26 protein-coding genes are annotated in these 21,500 nt (G+C 49.3%); 17 read left to right on the forward strand and 9 right to left on the reverse strand.

What is annotated here, in order from left to right:
* From ACTZWV_RS18890 to trmA, 3 genes are all read left to right on the forward strand, one after another.
* On the forward strand, nt 1-210 hold a 210-nt coding region (locus ACTZWV_RS18890), incomplete at its 5' end, for a hypothetical protein (RefSeq protein ID WP_444788042.1).
* Nucleotides 211-237: 27 nt separating this feature from the next.
* A complete protein-coding gene (locus ACTZWV_RS18895; protein ID WP_444788043.1) occupies nt 238-726 on the forward strand; it encodes an RNA recognition motif domain-containing protein in 489 nt (162 codons plus the stop codon).
* A 131-nt stretch (nt 727-857) separates the two neighbouring features.
* Nucleotides 858-1,955 carry a tRNA (uridine(54)-C5)-methyltransferase TrmA gene (trmA, locus tag ACTZWV_RS18900; protein ID WP_444788044.1) on the forward strand — a complete coding sequence of 366 codons (1,098 nt, stop codon included), beginning with the start codon at nt 858-860 and terminating at the stop codon, nt 1,953-1,955.
* 8 nt (nt 1,956-1,963) lie between these two features.
* On the opposite strand, the gene fabR is transcribed toward trmA, so the two are convergent.
* The gene (fabR, locus tag ACTZWV_RS18905; protein WP_444788045.1) at nt 1,964-2,572 is read right to left on the reverse strand and encodes an HTH-type transcriptional repressor FabR; all 609 of its coding nucleotides are present in this window, start codon (nt 2,570-2,572) and stop codon (nt 1,964-1,966) included.
* Between the two features lie 98 nt (nt 2,573-2,670).
* Between fabR and ACTZWV_RS18910 the strand changes: the two genes are divergently transcribed.
* From ACTZWV_RS18910 to ACTZWV_RS18920, 3 genes are all read left to right on the forward strand, one after another.
* Complete coding sequence (locus tag ACTZWV_RS18910) at nt 2,671-3,789, forward strand: acyl-CoA desaturase (RefSeq protein WP_444788046.1); 1,119 nt, start codon at nt 2,671-2,673, stop codon at nt 3,787-3,789.
* Nucleotides 3,790-3,875: 86 nt separating this feature from the next.
* On the forward strand, nt 3,876-5,300 hold the full coding sequence (gene sthA / locus ACTZWV_RS18915; protein WP_444788047.1) for a Si-specific NAD(P)(+) transhydrogenase: 1,425 nt from the start codon (nt 3,876-3,878) through the stop codon (nt 5,298-5,300).
* 126 nt (nt 5,301-5,426) lie between these two features.
* Nucleotides 5,427-6,791, forward strand: coding sequence for a TonB family protein (locus tag ACTZWV_RS18920; RefSeq protein WP_444788048.1), 1,365 nt, complete (start codon nt 5,427-5,429; stop codon nt 6,789-6,791).
* A 34-nt stretch (nt 6,792-6,825) separates the two neighbouring features.
* Here the strand turns inward: ACTZWV_RS18920 and hemE are convergent, their stop codons facing one another.
* Both hemE and nudC read right to left on the reverse strand, forming a co-directional pair.
* The gene (hemE, locus tag ACTZWV_RS18925; RefSeq protein WP_444788049.1) at nt 6,826-7,905 is read right to left on the reverse strand and encodes a uroporphyrinogen decarboxylase; all 1,080 of its coding nucleotides are present in this window, start codon (nt 7,903-7,905) and stop codon (nt 6,826-6,828) included.
* Between the two features lie 280 nt (nt 7,906-8,185).
* A complete protein-coding gene (gene nudC / locus ACTZWV_RS18930) occupies nt 8,186-8,980 on the reverse strand; it encodes an NAD(+) diphosphatase (RefSeq protein ID WP_444788050.1) in 795 nt (264 codons plus the stop codon).
* A 144-nt stretch (nt 8,981-9,124) separates the two neighbouring features.
* Here nudC and rsd point away from each other — a divergent pair, with 144 nt between their 5' ends.
* The gene (gene rsd, locus ACTZWV_RS18935) at nt 9,125-9,610 is read left to right on the forward strand and encodes a sigma D regulator (RefSeq protein WP_305556747.1); all 486 of its coding nucleotides are present in this window, start codon (nt 9,125-9,127) and stop codon (nt 9,608-9,610) included.
* 50 nt (nt 9,611-9,660) lie between these two features.
* Here the strand turns inward: rsd and fkpA are convergent, their stop codons facing one another.
* Entirely contained in the window at nt 9,661-10,392 is a 732-nt protein-coding gene (gene fkpA, locus ACTZWV_RS18940) for an FKBP-type peptidyl-prolyl cis-trans isomerase (protein ID WP_444788051.1), read from the reverse strand.
* Nucleotides 10,393-10,497: 105 nt separating this feature from the next.
* Here fkpA and ACTZWV_RS18945 point away from each other — a divergent pair, with 105 nt between their 5' ends.
* Entirely contained in the window at nt 10,498-11,478 is a 981-nt protein-coding gene (locus tag ACTZWV_RS18945; RefSeq protein ID WP_444788052.1) for a WD40 repeat domain-containing protein, read from the forward strand.
* Nucleotides 11,465-11,692, forward strand: coding sequence for a SlyX family protein (locus ACTZWV_RS18950; protein WP_068236801.1), 228 nt, complete (start codon nt 11,465-11,467; stop codon nt 11,690-11,692). Before ACTZWV_RS18945 ends, ACTZWV_RS18950 begins: the two co-directional genes overlap by 14 nt.
* Nucleotides 11,693-11,694: 2 nt before the next feature.
* On the opposite strand, the gene ACTZWV_RS18955 is transcribed toward ACTZWV_RS18950, so the two are convergent.
* The gene (locus tag ACTZWV_RS18955; RefSeq protein ID WP_173501710.1) at nt 11,695-11,901 is read right to left on the reverse strand and encodes a YheV family putative zinc ribbon protein; all 207 of its coding nucleotides are present in this window, start codon (nt 11,899-11,901) and stop codon (nt 11,695-11,697) included.
* A 103-nt stretch (nt 11,902-12,004) separates the two neighbouring features.
* Here ACTZWV_RS18955 and ACTZWV_RS18960 point away from each other — a divergent pair, with 103 nt between their 5' ends.
* The 3 genes from ACTZWV_RS18960 (at nt 12,005) to ACTZWV_RS18970 (ending at nt 14,632) form a co-directional block, all read left to right on the forward strand.
* Nucleotides 12,005-13,912, forward strand: a complete 1,908-nt coding sequence (locus tag ACTZWV_RS18960) for an ATP-binding cassette domain-containing protein (RefSeq protein ID WP_444788053.1) — start codon at nt 12,005-12,007, stop codon at nt 13,910-13,912.
* A 14-nt stretch (nt 13,913-13,926) separates the two neighbouring features.
* Nucleotides 13,927-14,415, forward strand: coding sequence for a TIGR02444 family protein (locus ACTZWV_RS18965; protein WP_444788054.1), 489 nt, complete (start codon nt 13,927-13,929; stop codon nt 14,413-14,415).
* 76 nt (nt 14,416-14,491) lie between these two features.
* Nucleotides 14,492-14,632: a DUF3149 domain-containing protein gene (locus ACTZWV_RS18970; protein WP_305556764.1), complete on the forward strand. Its 141-nt coding sequence runs from the start codon at nt 14,492-14,494 to the stop codon at nt 14,630-14,632.
* 10 nt (nt 14,633-14,642) lie between these two features.
* Here the strand turns inward: ACTZWV_RS18970 and fdxA are convergent, their stop codons facing one another.
* Complete coding sequence (gene fdxA, locus ACTZWV_RS18975; protein ID WP_444788055.1) at nt 14,643-14,969, reverse strand: ferredoxin FdxA; 327 nt, start codon at nt 14,967-14,969, stop codon at nt 14,643-14,645.
* 156 nt (nt 14,970-15,125) lie between these two features.
* Here fdxA and ACTZWV_RS18980 point away from each other — a divergent pair, with 156 nt between their 5' ends.
* The gene (locus ACTZWV_RS18980; RefSeq protein ID WP_444788056.1) at nt 15,126-16,778 is read left to right on the forward strand and encodes an NAD(P)/FAD-dependent oxidoreductase; all 1,653 of its coding nucleotides are present in this window, start codon (nt 15,126-15,128) and stop codon (nt 16,776-16,778) included.
* Between the two features lie 4 nt (nt 16,779-16,782).
* On the opposite strand, the gene ACTZWV_RS18985 is transcribed toward ACTZWV_RS18980, so the two are convergent.
* From ACTZWV_RS18985 to ACTZWV_RS18995, 3 genes are all read right to left on the reverse strand, one after another.
* On the reverse strand, nt 16,783-17,361 hold the full coding sequence (locus tag ACTZWV_RS18985) for an NAD(P)H-dependent oxidoreductase (protein ID WP_444788057.1): 579 nt from the start codon (nt 17,359-17,361) through the stop codon (nt 16,783-16,785).
* Between the two features lie 68 nt (nt 17,362-17,429).
* Entirely contained in the window at nt 17,430-17,810 is a 381-nt protein-coding gene (locus ACTZWV_RS18990) for a MerR family transcriptional regulator (RefSeq protein ID WP_444788058.1), read from the reverse strand.
* A gap of 42 nt (nt 17,811-17,852) precedes the next feature.
* Nucleotides 17,853-18,194 (reverse strand): FKBP-type peptidyl-prolyl cis-trans isomerase, encoded by a 342-nt coding sequence (locus ACTZWV_RS18995; protein WP_444788059.1) that lies wholly within the window; start codon nt 18,192-18,194, stop codon nt 17,853-17,855.
* 149 nt (nt 18,195-18,343) lie between these two features.
* Between ACTZWV_RS18995 and ACTZWV_RS19000 the strand changes: the two genes are divergently transcribed.
* From ACTZWV_RS19000 to ACTZWV_RS19015, 4 genes are all read left to right on the forward strand, one after another.
* Nucleotides 18,344-19,063: a HipA family kinase gene (locus tag ACTZWV_RS19000; protein WP_444788060.1), complete on the forward strand. Its 720-nt coding sequence runs from the start codon at nt 18,344-18,346 to the stop codon at nt 19,061-19,063.
* A complete protein-coding gene (locus ACTZWV_RS19005) occupies nt 19,060-19,896 on the forward strand; it encodes a DUF3037 domain-containing protein (protein WP_444788061.1) in 837 nt (278 codons plus the stop codon). Before ACTZWV_RS19000 ends, ACTZWV_RS19005 begins: the two co-directional genes overlap by 4 nt.
* Nucleotides 19,897-20,014: 118 nt before the next feature.
* Complete coding sequence (locus tag ACTZWV_RS19010) at nt 20,015-20,506, forward strand: SH3 domain-containing protein (protein WP_444788062.1); 492 nt, start codon at nt 20,015-20,017, stop codon at nt 20,504-20,506.
* Nucleotides 20,499-21,494 (forward strand): DUF5677 domain-containing protein, encoded by a 996-nt coding sequence (locus ACTZWV_RS19015; protein ID WP_444788063.1) that lies wholly within the window; start codon nt 20,499-20,501, stop codon nt 21,492-21,494. Before ACTZWV_RS19010 ends, ACTZWV_RS19015 begins: the two co-directional genes overlap by 8 nt.
* Nucleotides 21,495-21,500: the final 6 nt, after the last annotated feature.

Consider the following 21,500-nt stretch of genomic DNA (forward strand, 5'->3'; position numbering starts at 1 on the left):
CCGTGGCATGGCGCGCATTATAGGGCGTTTTTACATTGCTGCAAGCGGTTATTTGCTAAAAATACGCTTTTGCCTGCTGTTTGCTTACTAAATGGGCTTTTTGCATGTTTTAGCAACAAAACAACTGCAAACAAGCTGCGGTTTATGGTTGCGGTTTATTACCTAACCGCTAAGATAAGGCTGCTTTATCTTATTAAAGCATTCCGATAAATAGAACTAAGTGCTTAGGATATGATTATGTTACCCACTTTACGTGCTTCTTTGCCGTATACACTGGCATTAGCGGTGTTGGCTTATCTTGGCTTTGCCTTTCTTCCTGTGCTGGGGTTTGCTCAGGAAATTTTCGTGGTGATAGGTGTTTTAGCGGCCGGCATACTGGTGCCGGTGTTAGTAGATGTTAAAGATCGTGCAGGTATTGCTTCAGCTGTGCCTTTGGCTGCGACCGACTATAAAGGTGATACGACTACCTTATATGTAGGTAACTTGCCTTATCGTGCCAACGAAGATGCCGTGAAAGAGTTATTCCAGCGTTTTGGTGTTGTAATTAATGTACGTTTGATGAAAGACCGGCAAACAGGTCGGCGTCGTGGTTTTGGTTTTGTTGAAGTGGCTGCGAAAGACGGCAATAAAATGATCCAAAAGTTGAATGACTTTAATTTTCAGGAGCGCACATTAAAAGTGCGCGAAGCCAAAGAGCGTCAGGATAGCGACGACGCTGAAGAGTAAACGTTAGCAGTTTATAGAAGGGAAGCATTGGCTTCCCTTTTTTAATGGTAAATATCAGCCGATGGATATTCGTGGTTGGCTCAAACTGTTCTGTGCCTTAAAATAGCCGTTTTGGTTAAGCAGAGCGATAAATGAGCGTAGGTCAGGTTTTCCCCGAGCAGTATTCACAGCAACTTGAAGATAAGGTTGCCGCCGTGCAGCAACTGCTGGCAGATTTTAATGCCCCGGCAGCAGAGGTATTCCGCTCTGAACCCGCTCACTACCGTTTACGCGCTGAGTTCCGGATTTGGCACAACGGCGATGATATTTATCATGCCATGTTTGACTCGCAAACACGTGACAAAGTACGTATTGACTACTTTCCGGTAGCCTGTCGCACCATTGCTGACTTTATGCCACATCTGCTGGAAAACATTCAGTTTAATCACGAGCTACGCTACAAATTGTATCAGGTAGATTATCTGGCGACCTTGTCCGGCGAGCTGCTGGTTTCGCTGATTTATAAGCGGCCGTTAACCAACAGCTGGCTGGAGCAGGCTAAACAATTAACCGATAAGCTGGCCGGACAATATAAGGTGAAGTTTATCGGCCGCTCGCGTAAGCAAAAACTGATGGTAAGCACCGACTATGTGACTGAACAATTTGAGCTAGATGAACAACAGTTGCAGTATCAGCAGGTAGAAGGCAGCTTTACTCAGCCCAATGGTGAGGTAAACCGCCATATGCTCGGCTGGGCGAAAAAGGTAGCACAACAACTATCGGGCGATTTACTGGAACTGTATTGTGGTAACGGTAATTTCTCTGTCGCTCTGGCGCCATGCTTTAACCAAGTGGTCGCCACCGAGATTTCCCGCACCTCAATCAAATCTGCGCAATATAATACAGAGCTGAATAACGTCGACAATTTACAGGTACTGCAAATGTCTGCGGAGGATGTAGCCGCCGCCCTGCAGCAAGGCACTAAACTGAAGCAACTGGATTTGGCCGATATGCAGCTTAATACTGTGCTGGTCGACCCACCGCGCGCCGGTCTGGACACTGGCACCGAACAGCTGGTAAGCCGCTTCAATGATATTATTTATATCTCCTGTAACCCGCAAACCCTGGCACAGAACTTACAGACGCTGAGTAAAACACACGATATGGTGCAACTGGCAGTGTTTGATCAGTTCCCTTATACCCACCATATAGAAAGCGGGGTTTGGCTGCGTAAGCGCCAAAGCCCGTAATATCAACATCAGCTTTTAGGTTTGCGGCCATAACCGGCCGCGCCATGCGCCAACCAGCGTAACTGCGTGATGGTACGGCTGGTTAAATAAGCATACTGCTCCGGCGGTGCATCCAGCGCATCTGCCCCGGTGTGGAACACCAATATCACCATGGCTTCTGCCTGCGCCCTGGCCAGCTCGTCCGGGCAGGTGGTTTCTTTACGCAGATACTCGGCCAATTCGGCAACAAAATGCTGAATTTCGCGTGCTACGGCACTTCGGAATGCTGCCGATGTACCGGAACGCTCACGCAACAGTAAACGAAACACGTTGCTGTTACCGGTAACAAATTCCATAAAGGTCTCAATCGATGTGCGGATCACACTGCCGTTTTTTTCAATACGTTGTCGCGCCTGGCGCATTAACTGGCGCAGCATTAAACCTGCTTCATCCACTAACGTCAGCCCCAACTCATCCATATCAGCAAAGTGGCGATAAAACGACGTTGGTGCTATACCCGCTTCACGCGCCACCTCACGTAAGCTTAAGCTGGCAAAGCTTTTATCTGCACTTAGTTGGGAAAAAGCCGCATTGATAATGGCACGGCGGGTTCGCTCTTTCTGCTCGGCTCTTGACACAAATTCCCCTTTATTCAGCGAAAAGCCCTATTTTATACCTTGACCCCGGGGTTATGACCAGTAGAATGAGCGTACAGTTGTAAGCTAAGCGGCCTTTTATGAAGCAAGCACCGATTATCTGGACCAACGTCCTGCTATTTTCCATCACAACTCTGGTTGCCGCCATCGGCGTGCCCTGGTATGCCTTAACTGTTGGTTTTGGCTGGTCTGAAATTCTTGCCACTATTATATGCTTAGGTTACTGCGGTATGTCTATTACTGCCGGCTATCACCGGCTATGGGCACACAAAACCTACGATGCCCATCCGTTTTTACAATGGGTCTTTGCTATCGGCGGCGCTTTGGCGTTGCAAAATAGTGCACTGCACTGGTCTGCCGATCACCGGGCCCATCATCGCCATGTCGACAACAATGATAAAGACCCTTACTCCGCCGGCCGCGGGTTCTGGTACAGCCACATGGGTTGGATGTTACGTGACTATCCAGGCGTGGAAAAACCGGATTATAACAATTGTCGCGATCTGCAAAAAAATCACATTGTGATGTGGCAGCACCGCAACTATTTGTGGCTGACCATCGCCACTAACTTTGGCATTCCGTTGTTACTGGGCATTATCAGTGGCAACATTATTGGCATGTTATTGTCTGCCGGCGTATTGCGCTTGGTACTGAGCCATCATTTTACTTTCTTTATTAACTCGCTGGCGCATATCTGGGGTAAGCAACCTTATACTGATCAAAACTCAGCGCGTGACAACGGTGTGCTGGCTTTTCTAACCTACGGTGAGGGTTACCACAACTTCCACCATATCTTTGAGTCTGATTATCGCAACGGTATTAAGTGGTATCAGTTTGACCCGACTAAATGGCTTATTAAAACCGCTTCCTGGCTGGGATTAACCCAAAACTTGCGTGTGGTGCCGGAAGAACGCATAGCTCAAGCCAAGGCGAAAATGCAGCTGCAACGCGCTATCGCAAAGGTAAAACTCAGGCCCAATGCCGACCAGCTGTTACAGCTGCTGGAGCATGAATACGAATTGTTGATGGCCAGGATGCAGGACTTTTATCAACTGAAAAAGCAGCTGTTGCTGCAACGGAAAGACAAGTTGGTTGCACAATACCAGGCGGTAGACTTTAAACAACGTTATGGCGAGTTCAAGCAGCATCTGCAGCTGCAGCAACAACACTGGCAACGGCTGGTAACAGCGGTAAGCTGACAGAAAAAGAGACTTCGGTCTCTTTTTTTGTGCCCAAGACCTGATATGCTCAAGTTTAACTTTGCCAAATCAGTGAGATGAACCGCGTGAGCACAAAGAAAGCCGCAGCAAAAAAAGCCAGTTTTGATTTTGATGCCATTGTTATCGGTACCGGCCCCGGCGGTGAAGGGGCCGCCATGTATCTGGCGAAAAGCGGGCTTAAGGTTGCGGCGATTGAACGTTATCAATCGGTTGGTGGTGGCTGTACTCATTGGGGTACTATCCCGTCTAAAGCCCTGCGGCACTCGGTCAGCCGGTTAATTGAGTTTAACGAAAACCCGCTATTTCAGTTAGACGAACAGCATACCAAACTGACATTCTCACAGATCCTGAAACACGCCGCCGGTGTGATCCGCAAGCAAGTGCGGCTGAGAACCGGTTTTTATGACCGAAATCAGGTAAGAATATACCAGGGTGAAGCGCGTTTTATCGACAACCACAGGCTCAGTGTCAGCAGTGATGACGGCAGTTGTTTTGAGCTCAGTGCTAAAACCATGGTTATTGCTACCGGCTCACGCCCATACCGGCCGGCTGACGTAGACTTCAATCACAGCCGCATTTACGACTCAGACACCATCCTGTCACTGGCACATGATCCTAAGCATATTATTATTTATGGTGCCGGCGTTATCGGCTGTGAATATGCGTCTATTTTCCGTGGCCTGGGGGTGCGGGTTGATCTGGTTAATACCCGCGATCGTTTACTGTCTTTTATGGACGCTGAGATTTCTGACTCACTAAGTTATCACTTTTGGAATTCCGGCATGACGATTCGCCACGGCGAGGAGTTTGACCGGATTGAAGGCACAGATGACGGTGTGGTACTGCACTTAAAGTCCGGTAAAAAAATGAAAGCGGATTGTTTTTTGTTTGCCAATGGCCGTACCGGTAATACTGATATGCTGAATCTGGCCGGCGTTGGCCTGGAAGCGGACAGCCGCGGCCTGGTAAAGGTAAATAAGCAATACCAAACCAGCGTCGACAATATCTATGCCGTTGGCGATGTTATCGGCTACCCCAGCCTGGCCAGCGCCGCTTATGACCAGGGTCGTCTCGCCGGTGAGGCCATTGTTAAAGGCAACCTTGACGGCCATTTGATCGCTGACATTCCGGCCGGCATCTATACCATTCCGGAAATGAGTTCCGTCGGTAAAACCGAGCAGGAGTTGACCGCAGCCAAAATCCCCTATGAAGTAGGCCGTGCCCAATTTAAACATTTAGCCCGCGCACAAATTGCTAACACCAATGTTGGCAGCTTAAAACTGTTGTTTCATCGCGACACCCTGGAAATACTGGGCATTCACTGTTTTGGTGAGCGTGCGGCAGAAATTGTGCATATCGGTCAGGCAATTATGATGCAAAAAAATGGCGGCAACACGCTGGAATACTTCGTCCATACTACCTTTAACTATCCCACCATGGCAGAGGCATACCGGGTGGCAGCATTAAATGGTTTGAACCGGTTATTTTAAGTTAATACATTGAAATATATCAGTATGTTTTCATTGCAATAATGCTGATATTTAATTTTGTTTTGCCCGATAAATCGTTGTAAACTCAAATGCATAATAATTAAATAAACAGTGTGGTGAAGTTTTATGGTACAGCTTCGGTATGGTTTGGGGTTGCTTTGGTTGGCGCTGTCATGGCAGGCGCAGGCCGATTTTCCAACAGCTAAAGCGTTATTTGAAAAGCAGGAATATGCGCTGGCCAAACCGCAGTTGGAAACGCTGGCAGAGCTTGGTCATCTGGAAGCGCAGTTTTTATTATCACGCATGTACGCAGAAGGCCTGGGCGTTGACCCTGATATGAATCTTGCTTACGCCTGGACCCTGATTAGCCGCGAGCGCGAGCACCCGCTGGCAGACAAACAATACCGCGCTTTGCGTACTAAGCTGGAATCAAGACGGGAAGGTAAAGAAGTTTATACAGCGTTGAGCAACCAATTTGGCAAGGCTGCTTTGGCTGCAAACCTGTACCCCACCGCAAACCGCTATGTTAATAACGACGTCAGGGCTAAAGCATTAAGTACACCGGAACCTGAATATCCCGCTTATTTTGAGCGCTCCGGCGTATCGGCTTGGGCAGTGGTGCATTATGATATTACCGAAGATGGCAGCGTAGAAAATGCAAATGTAGTCGCCTCTTTTCCAATTGATGGTATAAATGATTACGTGTTAGAAGCTTTAAAAAAGTGGCGTTTTGAGCCACCGAAAGATTTGTACGGCGAACCAAAGCGGTTAGAAATGCAGTCACGCACTTTCCAGGTTAAATCATCTGCCGGCACTCAAGCCAGAAAATTTCAGCGCGACAATCAGGAATACCTTGATGCGATACTGGCCGCCGCAAAAGCGGAGTCTGCCAAATACCAGTATCTGTATGCCGTGTTGGCCGAGAATAATATTGTAAAAGACCCGGCGCCGATAAACTGGTACCTGCAAGCTGCGATAAACAGCTATCAACCGGCACAGTACCGGCTGGCGCAGTGCCTTGTTACCGGCAATGGCTGTGACCGCGATCCCAGCAAAGCCATAAACTGGCTGGGTATCTCCGCTGATGGCGGCGATCCCAAGGCTGCCTACTTACTGGCGCAAGAACTACTGGATAGCAATAATGTTAACTATGACCCGCACAAAGCGGCAGCCTACCTGGAAATAGCCGCATTAAAAGAATATATGCCGGCAATTACCGAGTACGCCGCCTTGCTGGCAATGTCTGACGACCCCACACTACATGATCCGCAAAAAGCCATCCGGTTGGCAGAGCAAGGCCGCACTATAGACGCCAATAACCCAAATCTGTTGTCTACTTTGGGAGTGGCTTTTATTGAACTTGGTCAGCAGAGCCGCGGTGAGTCTATGTTACGTCAGGCTGTGGAACAGGCCAGAGCCCGCAATTGGACCATTAGTAATTTTGAAGACCTGTTAGCGGATTATCAAACAGCAGCTGCCGGCTCTAACTAAATCCCCCGGCCGGGCGGCCGGGGAGTTACATCACTTATTCAGTAATGTTCGCATTCATATGATAGGTACGGCTAAAAGCATGTACCGCATCAATAAATACACTGACACGTTCCGGATCAACATCCGGTGTAATACCATGGCCTAAGTTGAACACATGACCGCTGCCCTGGCCAAAGCCATCCAGTATCATCTGCACCTCCTGGCGAATACGCTCTGGTGAACCCAGCAGAACAGACGGGTCCATATTGCCCTGTAAAGCCACCTTATGGCCAACACGGGCTTTAGCATCAGCAATGTTTATCGTCCAATCTAAGCCCAGCGCATCGCAGCCGGTATTGGCAATCGTTTCCAGCCACATGCCGCCGTTTTTGGTAAACAGGGTTACCGGCACTTTACGGCCTTCGGCCTCACGGGTTAAACCGTTTACGATCTGTTGCATATAACCTAATGAAAATTCCTGATAATCACGCGGGGTTAATACACCGCCCCAGGTATCAAAAATCATTACTGACTGGGCACCCGCGGCAATTTGTGCATTCAGATACAACACTACACTTTGCGCTAATTTATCCAGCAACAGGTGTAATGCTTCCGGCTCGCTAAACATCATCTTTTTAATGATACCGAACGTCTTGCTGCCTCCGCCTTCGACCATATAGGTTGCTAATGTCCACGGGCTGCCGGAAAAACCAATCAAGGGTACACTGCCGTTCAGTTCACGCCGGATAGTACGCACGGCGTCCATCACGTAGCACAGTTCCTGCTCCGGATCCGGAATAGGCAGGTTGGCAATATCAACAAAGTCGCGCAGTGGCCGCTGAAATTTAGGGCCTTCACCTTCACCGAAATATAAACCTAAGCCCATTGCATCCGGAATAGTCAAAATATCACTAAACAAAATCGCGGCATCTAATGCATAGCGGCGTAGTGGTTGTAAGGTTACCTCGCATGCCAACTCCGGGTTTTTGCACAGTGACATAAAATCGCCGGCCTGAGCGCGGGTGGCGCGGTATTCCGGTAAATAACGGCCTGCCTGACGCATCATCCACACCGGTGTTCTGTCTACCGGTTGCTTTAATAAGGCCCTGAGGTAACGATCATTTTGTAATTGCATGCTGTATCCGCCATTCACTCGATTGGCGCCATTTTAGCATTGTGTAGCGGCAGCGACTATGTTTTCACGGTAAATGCTGTGTTCAGGTTTTTTCCGGCCAATGCTTGCCATCAACCCGGGCATCTGCTATAACATTGCTGCGCTAGTGAAGAATAACAAGAAAGAAGCCCGTTCCAACGGGACCACGCGAAAAATTTAGTTAAGCCACTTTATGTGGCTTTTTTATTTGCTGCCATCCATGGCGAAAACCCTTACAGGCCAATTCTTTCCGGAAGATTTTTTATTTGCCTGCTATTTGCTGTAGCTGATAAATAATTTGCCCGGACAACGTCTCAATCGGTGGCACCTCCGGCAGTGCATCTAACGCAAACCAATGCGCCTCTTCAATTTCCTGCGGCTGGCAAACGATGTCGCCGCCGGCGTAATCGGCGATAAAACCTGTCATCAACGAATGCGGAAAAGGCCAGGGCTGGCTGCCGACATAACGTAAATTGCAGATATCCACCCCCACTTCTTCTTTTACTTCACGCGCTGCGGCTTGCTCCAGCGTTTCTGCAGACTCAACAAAACCGGCCAAAATCGAGAAAAAGCCCGGACGGTGGCGGCTGGAGCGGGCCAATAACACCTGATCATCTTTAATAATCCCCACCAACACACAAGGTGCGATGCGCGGATAACAACGATGGCCGCATTTACTGCACAGCATGGCCAACTCCCAGTGCACCAAATGCATAGCGCTGCCGCACTGGCCGCAGAAACGGTGCGTTTGTAAGAACAACGCCACCTGCACAGCACGGGCGGCCAGTTGAAACACCTCTTCGCCCTGTGCCAATAACTCCCGTGGCGATACCCACTGTGTTTCATCGGCTATATGGTCATGGTTTACCAGCAAATACACATCACGTCCTGCCAACTTGCCCAACCAACAAATCTGTTCCGGCTCTGCTGATAAGGCCAGGTCGTCAAAAGCGCCATTTGGTAAGCTGCGCTCAGCATTGAGCCAAATCCGTCCGCGGTTCACTACCAGCCAGCTGCCGTGCTGATTTGCCTTTAGCGCCATACTATGTTTGATCATACCCTACCTGTGCTGTACTCTGTGTTTCACGCTATCATAATGCCGTTCACTGGGCTGACCAATAAAAAAACGGTTGATCTTTGCAGCAAAATTCATTTAATTAGAGATTACTGCAGCACAGCCGCTGCACCTAAGGAGAAGGCAATGTACACCCGTGTGCAGACCGCGCAAAAAAAATGGGGTGGCTCACTTACCGCCATCGACAACTGGCTGGAAGAACGGCAGCAGCTTATCGTCAGTTATTGCAAACTGGCGGCATTGCCACCTTTTGATAACAAGCGTACCACCTTGCCTGCTCAAGCGGCCGTGCAGGAGTTTTGTCAGCTGATGGTAGATTACTTATCTGCCGGACACTTTGAAGTATACGAGCGTATCGTGTCAGAGTGTGCGGTAAATGGCACCGACAGCCGTAAGCTGGCTGACAGCCTGTATCCGAAAATCGCCGTGTCTACCGACCTGGCATTGAATTTTAACGATTTGTACGCTGATCACCTGAGTACACGCCACAGTGCCGCCTTTGACCGTGAATTGTCAGCTCTGGGCCAGGCATTGGAAGAACGCTTTGAATACGAAGATGAGTTAATTAACACCCTGTACGAAAAGCATACTGATAATAGCCTGTCGGCCTGATATAAAAGCAAAAAAGCGGCAACAGCCGCTTTTTTAACTTTAACAGCAGATTATTCCGCCGCTGTTACAATTTCCAGTAACTCTACTTCAAATACCAGTACGCTGTTTGGCTTAATCACGCCCATATCACGCTCACCGTAAGCCAGCTCTGACGGGATAGTGAACTTATACTTAGAGCCGACATTCATCAGCTGCACACCTTCAGTCCAACCCGGAATTACGCGGTTTAACGGGAACTGTGCCGGCTCGCCACGGTCGTGCGAACTGTCAAACTTAGTGCCATCTACCAGGGTACCGGTATAGTGTACTTTTACCGTGTCAGTTGCTGCCGGCTTAGCGCCTTCAGCTGCTTGCAACACTTCATACTGCAAACCAGATTCAGTAACCGCTACGCCTTCTTTCTTAGCGTTTTCTTCTAAATAGCTCTTACCGGCCGCAACAGCCTGGGCTGCTTCTGCTTCAGCAATGGCAGTTTGTTTTTCGCGGAACTGTTCTTCCAGTGCAGCCATCATCGTTTGCACTTCTTCTTCGCTCAGCGCTGTTTTCTTGGCAATAGAATCTTGCACACCGCGTAAAATCAAAGCGCTGTCCAGTGACAAGCCCATGTTGTTATATTCAACCAGGGTACTGTCCAGATAGCTGCCTACTGACACACCTAAACTGTAAGACTGTTTTGCCGCGTCAGTATCCAGTACTACCGGCTGTTGTGCGGTTTCTTTCTGGCAAGCTGCCAGAGTAATCACGGCCACTGCAACCAGTGACATTTTGGTAACTAAGCGCATTCTGTTCTCCAAGATTTACGCAGCCAGGCTGCAAAAGTATGTTTTAATAGTGTCCAATGAACTGACCTATACTAACGGTTTGTGCGGATGAGGTTAACACCCGACATGAAATATCCCGGTTTTTTTCTGCTATTACTGCTTACCGGCTGTGAAAAATTAACAGCAACAGCACCACTACAGCAATTTCCGCATGTAGCACAGGGAAGTTATGCTGCTGCTTTGTCTGATGATGGCCGTTATGCTGCGGTATCATCTATTCAGGATGGTGTTGCCTTGTGGGATTTACAAGCCAATGCACTGAAATACCAGTGGAAACATCAGGACACAGCTGAAAACCTGGTGTTTAGCCTGGCGATCAGCAACAACAACAGCCATGTATTAACCGCCGACCAAAACACTTACGCGCTGTGGCAAATAAGTAATGGTGAGAACGCCGGCTTTTGGCAACTTGATGCTGCCACGGTGCGCGATGTAGCGGTGTCCGACAACGGCGAGCATTTGCTGATTGGGAAAAGTAATGGCGGCGTGCAGCACATTACCTTGTCTTCCGGGCGCAGGTTAGAGTTTCTTGGCCATACCGAACGCATTAACAGTGTGGCCATGTCGCCCAATGGCCGCTATGCCTTAACCGGCGGTAACGACTATAAAGCGCATTTGTGGGATACGCAAAGCGCACAAATTCTGTATAGCTTCAGCCATCCCAGTCGGGTAACTAAGGTAGCGCTGGACCCTAAGGGCCGTTATGCCTTTACCGCCGATAGCCAGGATTTAGCGCAGATTTGGGATATTCAAACCGGCCAGTTAGTCAGTGCCTTGAAATTTACCGCGCGCCAACAAATCTTCAGTGCGGTGCGCTTTAGCAGTGACGGCAAATACCTCGCCACAGGCGCACCTACGCGTAAACTGGCATTATGGGATGTGCCAACCGGCCGCGAGTTACAACAATGGCAAGTGGGGGTAAAAGCCGACAGCCGTCCGCCCAGCGCGGTAGTGCATGCGGTAGCCTTTTTACCAAATAATCAGCTTATCAGCGAAAGCTCCAGTGGCATAGCCGAAGTATGGGAGATAACAGATGACACCAAGTGAGCAGGAATTACAGCTGCATATTGTCGAACTGGAAAGCAAACTGGCGTTTCAGGAAGATACGGTAAACAGCCTGAGCAACGAATTGCTGGAACACCAAAAACGCATAGACCGGCTGGCGCAGCAAGTGATGCTGCTGGCAGAGAAATTACGTAATCTGCCGGATGATCAGGGCATATTACGGCCGGAGGAAGAACCGCCACCACCGCATTATTAATATTATTCCGGTTTAAACACCCCGATAACCTGTTCGGCGGCGCGGCTGGCTTTAGCTATCTGCGCCTCGGGCTGCACCATCTGGTGGCCGCATTCCACGCATTCGACTTTTTCCACATTGTTTTCCAAAAACAACATCATCGTATCTACTGCCTTGCATTTCGGGCAGCTGGCACCGGCAATAAAACGTTTCTTTTTACGTGTTGTCATGTCGCACCTCATCAGGTAGCCGCGGTGATTTTATCCGCCAAGCCTTGGTTTGTTGGCGTTATACGGGTAAATTAGCAACCCAATTCAGTACACAGGATAAAACATGATCCAGCTTCAACAGGTCGAATTGCGCCGCGGTATTCAATGTTTGTTTCAGGGCGCCGATCTTACCGTATTTCCGGGGCAAAAGGTGGGAATTGTCGGTGCCAACGGCTGCGGTAAATCCAGCTTATTTGCTCTGTTGCAAAATAAACTGCACGCCGATGCCGGTCAGGTCAATATTCCCGCTGGTTGGCATATCTCGACCGTTGCCCAGGAAACGCCGGCACTGGATTGCAGCGCCATGGATTACGTATTGCAGGGCGATGAAAAGCTGTTTCCGTTGCTGTTAAAAGTGCGTACCGGTTGCAGCGAGTCAGACCTTGCTGCGGTACACCTGCAAATTGAAGCGTTAGATGGCTACCGCGCTGAGGCCAAGGCCGGTATTTTGCTCGACGGTCTGGGTTTTAGCGGTGAAGCGCAGCAGCAGGCGGTAAAATCGTTCTCCGGTGGCTGGCGCATGCGGCTGAACCTGGCGCGGGCTTTAATGCAACGCGCTGAACTGTTGTTACTGGATGAACCGACAAACCACCTCGATTTGGACGCTGTGCTGTGGCTGGAGAAATACCTGAGTAATTATCAGGGCACCTTGCTGCTAATCAGCCACGATCGCGACTTTCTCGATGCCGTAACCGACAACATCGTGCATATTGAACGCCAAACGCTGACCTTATACAAAGGTAACTACAGCCAGTTCGAGCGCCAACGCGCTGAGCAGTTATCGCAGCACCAGGCCAACTTTGACAAGCAACAACGCCAGGTGGCGCACCTGCAAAAATTTATCGACCGCTTTAAAGCGCAGGCTACCAAAGCCCGCCAGGCACAAAGCCGGATTAAAGCGCTGGAGCGTATGACCATATTGGCGCCGGCACATGTAGACTCGCCGTTCAGCTTTAGTTTCCGCGAGCCCAAAGCGTTGCCTAATCCATTGCTGAAGATGGACAATGTGCAGGCCGGTTATGCCGATAAAGTCATTTTAAGCCAGATTAAATTCCAGCTGCTGCCAGGCAGCCGCATTGGTTTACTCGGCCGCAACGGCGCCGGTAAATCCACCTTAATCAAGCTGCTGTCCGGCGGTATGACACCGCAAAGCGGAGAAGTATGGTACGCCAATGGGGTAAGTTTGGGCTATTTTGCCCAGCATCAGTTGGAAACCCTAAGGCCACAGGATTCACCCTTGCAACATCTGGTGCGGTTAGACCCGTTAGTGCCGGAGCAAAAACTACGCGATTTTTTAGGCGGCTTTGGCTTTCATGGCGACAAAGCACTGGAAGCCTGTGCACCGTTTTCCGGTGGCGAAAAAGCCCGTTTAGTGCTGGCCTTAATCGTGTATCAACGCCCCAACCTGTTGCTGCTGGATGAACCAACCAACCACCTTGATTTGGATATGCGTGAAGCCATAGTAATGGCGCTGCAGGAGTTTGAAGGTGCCATTGTCATCGTATCGCACGACCGGCATTTGCTCAGCAGTTGTACCGACGAGTTTTATTTAGTCGCCCATGGCCGCGTAGCACCCTTTGACGGCGATTTGGCCGACTATTACCAGTGGCTGCAACAAGACGCCCGGCAAGCAGCCAATGCCGCTCAGGCTGATACGCCGGTAAGCGGCAATGTGGTACGTAAAGACCAAAAACGGCTGGAGGCTGACTTGCGCAATTTGCTCAGGCCTGTAAAGCAAAAAGTAGAAAAGCTGGAACAACAGCAGGAAAAGCTGACCAAAGAGCTGGCGGCGATAGAAGAAAAAATGGCAGACCCGGATATTTACGACGCCAAACGTAAAGCCGAACTGACTGAACTATTAGCCAAACAAGCCAGCGCCAGCAGTAGCCTGGCCAGTATTGAAGAAGACTGGTTTATGGCACAAGACGAACTGGAGCAAAAAACCGCGCAGTTCTGGCAGAACAATGCTTAAGAGCGGCAGAAAAAATGCCTGAAGCCATTACGGCAGACAAATTGTGGCGGTTTAGCCTGCAGCTCTATCCGCAGGTTAAATCGCTGTGCCTGCAATGGCAAAACGAGCAGGGGGCTAATGTAAACCTGCTGCTGTTGCTGTGCTATTTAGAGCAGCAGCAGTTGAGCCTCACCGCCGCCGAACTGCAGCAGCTGACCACAACGCTGGACGCTTTCAGTGCACAGTTTACCCGGCCACTGCGCGCGCTGCGGCAAAACAGCGCAACAGCACCGCTATCCGGAGTGCAACAGCAAACATTAAAGCAGGCCTTGCTACAAGCCGAGCTGGAACTGGAGAAGCTGGAACAACAGCTGCTGCTGCAACACTGCCCACCGTTAACTACACAGGCCACACCGCTGCTGGAGTGCTATCTGACGCAACTTAACGCTGACATCGACGCACTGGCAGCGCAAATACTTGATCTACGTCAAGCTTACCAACACTTACCCCAGCACGGCGGCTGATCTTTGATCTGCATCAGTTAAGCCGGTTATTGCTTTACCTACACTTGAGCTAACAACACAGCAAGAGGGTAAGGTTATGAACCTGTGGCAGGAATTTTTGAACGATCCGGTAATTTTTATCTCTTTTACCGGCCTGGCTATTGTGATTGGCCTGTGTATTTTTTACGCCGTGTACTTTATTTACAAAGTGGAGCATGAGCAGCCAGACGGCAAGTAGCCGCCGATAGCTACTCTATTGCCAGATACTGCAGCTTGTCCGGTACACCATTCCAGGCATCGGCGTCTGCCGGTGCCGGTTTTACTTCGCGGATATTCGGCCATACTGCTGACAGCTCAGCATTTAGCTGAACAAAGCCCTGCTGTTCTGCCGGTACTTTATCTTCCTGCACTATGGCGTTGGCCGGGCACTCCGGCTCGCATAAGCCGCAATCAATACAAATAACCGGATCTATTGCCAGAAAATTGGGCCCTTCAAAAAAAGCATCTACCGGACATACGGCTACGCAGTCGGTGTATTTGCATTTTATACAGTTATCCAGCACCACAAAGGCCATAGCGTATCAGTTCCTATTGTTTCAGGCTGGCGATCATACTGCAGCGCTGTGAAAAAACAAGACTACGGACAAAGCCACGCAGTTAACGTAAAATAGCCTAATCTTGTGAGCTGCCCGCCTGTTGCTGCGCAGCAATGACACCGATTTGGAAACCCTATGCTGCGCCTGACCGAAATAAAACTGCCGTTAAACCACGACGAAAATGCACTAACTGCCGCCATTATCGATAAACTTAAACTAAAACCAGAGCAGCTGCATAGCTTTACGGTATTTAAGCGCGGCTTTGATGCGCGCAAAAAAACCGATATTCAGCTTATTTATACTCTGGATATTGAGGTAGATAACGAAGCCGCATTGTTGAAAACGTTCGCTAAAGATCAGCATGTTAAACCTTCGCCGGACACCCGCTATAAATTTGTCGCCAAGGCACCTGAGCAGTTACCCGAGCGGCCGATTGTTATCGGCCTTGGCCCCTGTGGTTTATTTGCCGGCTTAGTGCTGGCACAAATGGGCTTTAAGCCAATTATTCTGGAGCGTGGCAAAGAAGTACGCGAGCGCACTAAAGACACCTTTGGCTTTTGGCGTGGTAAAGAGCTAAACCCCGAGTCAAACGTGCAGTACGGTGAAGGTGGCGCCGGTACCTTTTCTGATGGCAAGCTGTACAGCCAGGTAAAAGATCCTAAGCATTACGGCCGCAAAGTGATGAGCGAATTTGTTGCCGCCGGTGCGCCGGACGAAATTATGTACGTGAGTAAGCCGCATATCGGCACCTTTAAGCTGGTGGCGATGGTGGAAAAAATGCGCGCTACTATTATCGAACTGGGCGGTGAAATTCGCTTTAGCAGCCGGGTAGACGACTTACATATCGAAGATGGCCAGGTAACGGGCCTGACCCTGGCAACAGGCGAGCGCTTAAACAGCCACCATGTAGTGCTTGCGGTGGGGCACAGCGCGCGTGATACCTTTCAAATGCTGTATGACAAAGGCGTATATGTTGAAGCCAAGCCGTTTTCCATTGGCTTTCGGATTGAACACGAACAATCAATGATTGATGAGTGTCGCTTTGGCCCCAATGCCGGCAACCCGATTTTAGGTGCCGCCGATTATAAACTGGTGCATCACTGCAGCAACGGCCGCACCGTTTACAGCTTTTGTATGTGTCCGGGTGGCACTGTGGTAGCTGCTGCATCGGAACAAGGCCGCGTGGTAACCAACGGTATGAGCCAGTATTCGCGCCACGAACGTAACGCTAACAGCGCTATTGTTGTGGGTATAGACCCGGAACGTGATTACCCGGGCCACCCGTTGGCCGGCATAGCCCTGCAGCGCCGGTTGGAAGAGCAAGCCTTTAAATTGGGCGGTGAAAACTACCATGCGCCGGCGCAGTTAATCGGTGATTTTTTAGCGGCTAAATCTTCAGCCGAACTGGGCGAGGTAAAGCCGTCTTATACGCCGGGCGTAACGCTCACCGATTTGTCGCAGGTGTTGCCTGATTTTGCCATTGCCGCTATTCGCGAAGCCATACCAGCGTTTGACCGGCAAATTAAAGGCTTTGCCAAAGCCGATGGCTTACTGACCGGGGTAGAAACCCGTACCTCGTCGCCCATTTGCATTAAGCGCGGTGCAGATTACCAAAGCATCAATATCAAAGGTTTATATCCGGCAGGCGAAGGCGCCGGTTACGCCGGCGGTATTTTATCTGCCGGTATAGACGGTATTAAAGTAGCCGAAGCAGTAGCGCTGGCGATGCCGGGCGTGCAAAGCCTGGTCGCAGACGCCGGAGTACTTCCGGCAACAGATGCCGGCTAAACCACTATAAACCCTGTGCCAGCTTTACGGCCTGCTGCAACCAGCGTTGGCGCTGCGGCAGTGTAGAGCTGATCACCGGCCCCAACATGATGCTTTTCAGTGGCTTGATACCGCAAAATGCCAGCGTGGTACGGCTGATTTGCTGTAAACCAGGCGCGCGGTATACCCAGCGAAAGTACCAGGGTGGGGTGTCCATGGTCAGCAGCAAATGTGCGGTTTTGCCAGACAATAGCGGCTGTGGGTATTTTTTACCGGGCTGATATTTAAAGGCGAAACCAGGCAGTAATACACGATCAAGAAAGCCTTTCAGCAACGCCGGTACGCCGCCCCACCAAATGGGATACACCAGGCTAATATGCTCTGCCCACAGCAGATCGGCCTGCGCCGCTTGTAAATCCGGCTCCAGCGGCGGCGCATTGCGATAGCCCGGCAACACGGGGTTAAAATTCAGTTTATCCAGTTGCAGCCATCTTACATTGTGCCCTGCCACCGTGGCGGTATCGGCATAGGCGGTGGCCAACGCCGGGCCCAGCCGTTCGGCGTCGCTGTGCACGCTGATAATTAGTACATTTTTACTGCTCATTTTGCTGCTCCGTTAAGGTAAGTAGTACCTGCCGGATAGCAGCATACAGTCTGCCCTTTAGGGCAGAGTCAAGCGCAGGCCGTTACCGCCGGCAGTGGTACCAGGCTGGCACACTGCGTGATGTCCTGCACAGCCAGCTGCAGCTGCTGTTCCAGCTGTTGCAAGCGCTTAATTTCCACCTGCACTGCTACCTGTTTGTCTGCCAAGTGCTGCAATAACGCCGGCCAGTCCGGGTTATCGGCGTCAAGGCCCAACACCTTGTTTAGTTCAGCCAAGCGAAACCCCAATTGCTGTGCCTGGCGGATCAGCATAACTTGGTTTAGCTGGGCGGCACTGTAATAGCGATACGCTCCCTTGCGTTGTACCTGCCCGAGCAAACCTAAGGTTTCATACAACCGCACCGCTTTTGCCGATGCGCCGGTTTGCTTAGTTACTGCGCCAATATACATTTGCTGTCCTTATTCTTTGGTATGTCCCTGGCCGGTATGGTTTTAATCATCCCGCGTTAGCACTTCCAGCAGGTCTACTTCAAAAATAAGGTTGCTGTTCGGTGGGATCATAGTGCCAATCTGCCGTTCGCCATACGCCAGCGCCGCCGGTACCCACAGCTTACGCTTGCCGCCGGTTTTCATACCCTTAAGGCCCAATATCCAGCCCTGGATCACACGGTTATTGCTCAGCACTATCTGAAACGGCTCACCGCGTTTAAAAGATGAATCAAACTCGGTACCATCTTCCAGCCAGCCACGATAATGCGCAGTAATTAACGCCCCGCGTTCGGCAGCTTTGCCGGTGCCTTCAACAAGGTCTTCAATTTTTACTTCGGCTTGCATGGGTATATCTTCGTTAATCGTAAAAAATGAATTATAGCGGGAGACAACGCTTTTAAAACTGGAATTGCTTGCCAGCCGTTAACTAACTGACTAACTTAAAAACTGTTTTACAATTCTGGACGTCAGAACAACTATCATGGAGGGTTCGGGTGCTTGATGTAATTGAGATCCAGCAAAAAGCCAGTCAGGGCAGAACTGAACCTTATCTGTGCCGTTTGTCTGACAACAAACGCTATTATGTAAAAGGGCCTCAGGCCGGTGCTAAGGGTTTAATAAACGAAGCTGTGTGTGCTTATCTTGGCAACGCCTTACAATTAGATGTGCCTGCACACTGTTGCGCCTATTTACCGCAAGGACTATTACGTTTCGACGATGCAGCCAGCCGTGTATTAGGTGATGGCGATAGCATGGTATTTGCGTCTGAGCTGATACCTGATCTGTTGGAGGTAACACCCACCAGTGTGCTGACTATGCCGGAGCAATGCGCCCGTGATCTATTTCTGTTTGACTACTGGATTCGAAATGAAGATCGCACTATGACCGAAAACGGCGGCAACCCAAACTTATTTTATCGGGCAGCTGCAAAACAATATGTGGTGCTGGACCATAATCTGGCATTTGACAGCGGCTATGATTTTAATGCAAATGCCAACGTACACTTAGCCTACAATGCTTGGTTTAGCGCACAGCATGATGCGCTATGGCGTGCGCACTACAGCGCGAAACTAGCCATTGCGTTGCAAGGGCTGCCCCAGTATGCTGCCACTTTACCACCAGCATGGCTGGAGGCAGCGCCGGGTTATCTGGCAGAAATAAACGACACACTATCTTTGTTTAACAGCGACGAATTTTGGGAGGTACTGATATGAAAACACTGTATCAGTATGCAATTGTACGGTTTTTACCTCATGTTGAGACGGGCGAATTTGCTAACGTCGGCATAGTGCTGTGCGCCCCTGAATTAGGCTTGCTTGATTTCCGTTTAGCTCCCACCCGCTTTGCTCGGGTAACTGATTTTTTTGAAGATCTTGAAGGCAAGCTATACAAAGCGACCCTGCAAACGGTAGAGCAAGAGCTGCAAAGGTTGCAAACCTATGTCACCCGGCTTACAGCAAAAGAGTTAGCGCAGCAGATGCAGGAAGTGGTGCGGCCAAGAGAAACACTGGTGCGCTACTCTGAGCTACGTTCTTTATATCTGGAGCAAAAACCGGCAGCCGTGCTTGAGCAATTGTTTGAGCGCTTAGTACACCGTACTTTCCTGACCGAAGAATATCAGGAAAGCCTGATGGTTAAGGTAATCCGTCAGCAGCTAAAAGATGAAAAGCTTACGCATTTTAAGCAGCAGAAAATTCACGACAACTTTATTGAAGTAACACTGCCTTTGGTTGCCAAAACTAATGATGTTTTTGTGATCCGGCCTTTAGCCTTTCGCCACCAAACCGCTATTCGCGTGTTTGACCATGCTGAGCAATGGATTGGCCGGTTCCGGCGTCTGGTAAATCACAACGTACTGCAAAAAGACAATATTTTGCTGCCACTACAAGGCCCTACGGGTAAAGACAGCAAACTGCTGGGTGCTTTTAAAGAAGTAGAGCGCGAACTGGCAGCCTTTGGTGTTCAAACCTTAGATCACAAAGACAAGGCCGGCATCAGCCGTTTTGCCAAACAGGCTTTAGTAACCGATAGTTTTAAACTGCAATAACCCCATCCAGTTCGCGAGCCCCAAAATTCGGGGCCTTACTGTATCGCGCCTGTATACGAATAAAAAATATGTGCTTAAATCAGATTTATAATCCTTTTGGTTAAAACAGGGACTTTCGATGGTTCATATTTATAAGCCTGATAGATTCCGTCGGAATGGCTGCCACATCTCGTTCTTTGTTTTAACTGCGGTAATTGCATTGCTACTTTTCTCCAGCACGGTAGAGGCCAAGAATTGTAAGAAAGGCAAACCCTGTGGTAATTCATGTATTGCGAAAGACAAAGTTTGCCGAATTGGTACTTACTCGTCACCACATACAACAAATCGTACTAAGACTATTCCAAGCAGCGCTAATACACCTAAGCAATCAACGGTAAAAGCGGCCTCTCACCCATCAGTTACTGGTACTTATTTTGTTGTGCCAGAAACATTAAACATCAGAAGTACACCCTCAACAGAAGGGGATTTATTAGGGCAGGCGAAAAAAGGTGAAATGATGAGTGTGTTCATGGTGAACGGGAGCTGGGGAAAGATTAGCCATAGCAATGTAACTGGTTGGGTACGAATGGACTATTTATCTATGCAGCGTCCGGACATATCAAATGAATAAACTGCACCAGCAGCTACTTCTCTCAATTGCAGAGAATCCAGATCGAGATATATCGGACGCCATTACCAATGAGCTTCCATTGCTAACCCGCACCATCAAGTCATCTTTATTGCGTAATGCTCCAGCAATGCTATCTGAAAGGGGCTTGTCTACAGCGGATTTTATCGAAAAAAACAAACTGCGTTGGGGAAAAGCCTTCGATCTAATAGAAGTGCATGTTGTGATTTGTACCGAGCTGGCGCAAAGCTTGAGTTTCGATGATGAAGATATTCAAGGTATTATGTTATCTGTTCTGCTCAGGCTGCATGCAGCAGCAATACATATAGCAGAGGATACAGTTTGCTTGGTTAAAAATGGCTTTGCCGACGCAGCCCACGCAAGATGGCGAGCTTTACATGAAGTTAATGTTACTTTTCTTTTCATAGCAAAGCATGGTAGTGAGTGTGCTGAGCGCTTTTACCAGCACGCGGTAGTAGATGATTACAGGCTGTTGGTCGAACGCAAAAAGTATCACCACAGACTTCAAATTTCAGAACCATCGAAAGATGAAGTTGACCAGATAACTTCGTTGTATGAACACCTCCGAGAAAAATATGGTAAGCGTTTCGTTGAACAATATGGTTGGGCAGATTACCTGTTTCCTCATCATCGCGGAAGAAGTATCGGTTTTGCTGCTCTTGAAAAGGATGTAGGTTTGGACCACATGCGCCCTTATTACAAACGAGCCAGTATGAACATACATGCGAACTTTAATGGAATGACAAGTAAACTTGGACTATTAGGGTATCCGACAGATGCATTATTGATTGGGAGAAGTGACCTAGGCATGGCCGATCCAATTCACGCCACGGCTATAAGTCTTTGTCAGATAGCCAGTCAACTTATACAGTTGCAACCAACGCTAGATAACATTGTCATTGCTAACATATTAAATGAACTGCAGGAGTTGATTGGAGAAACTCTCCAAGAAAAAATTCGCAAACCTTAAGATTGA

Origin of the sequence: Rheinheimera sp. NSM (genome assembly GCF_052380015.1) — a bacterium.
In the GTDB taxonomy this organism is placed as follows: Bacteria; Pseudomonadota; Gammaproteobacteria; order Enterobacterales; family Alteromonadaceae; genus Alishewanella.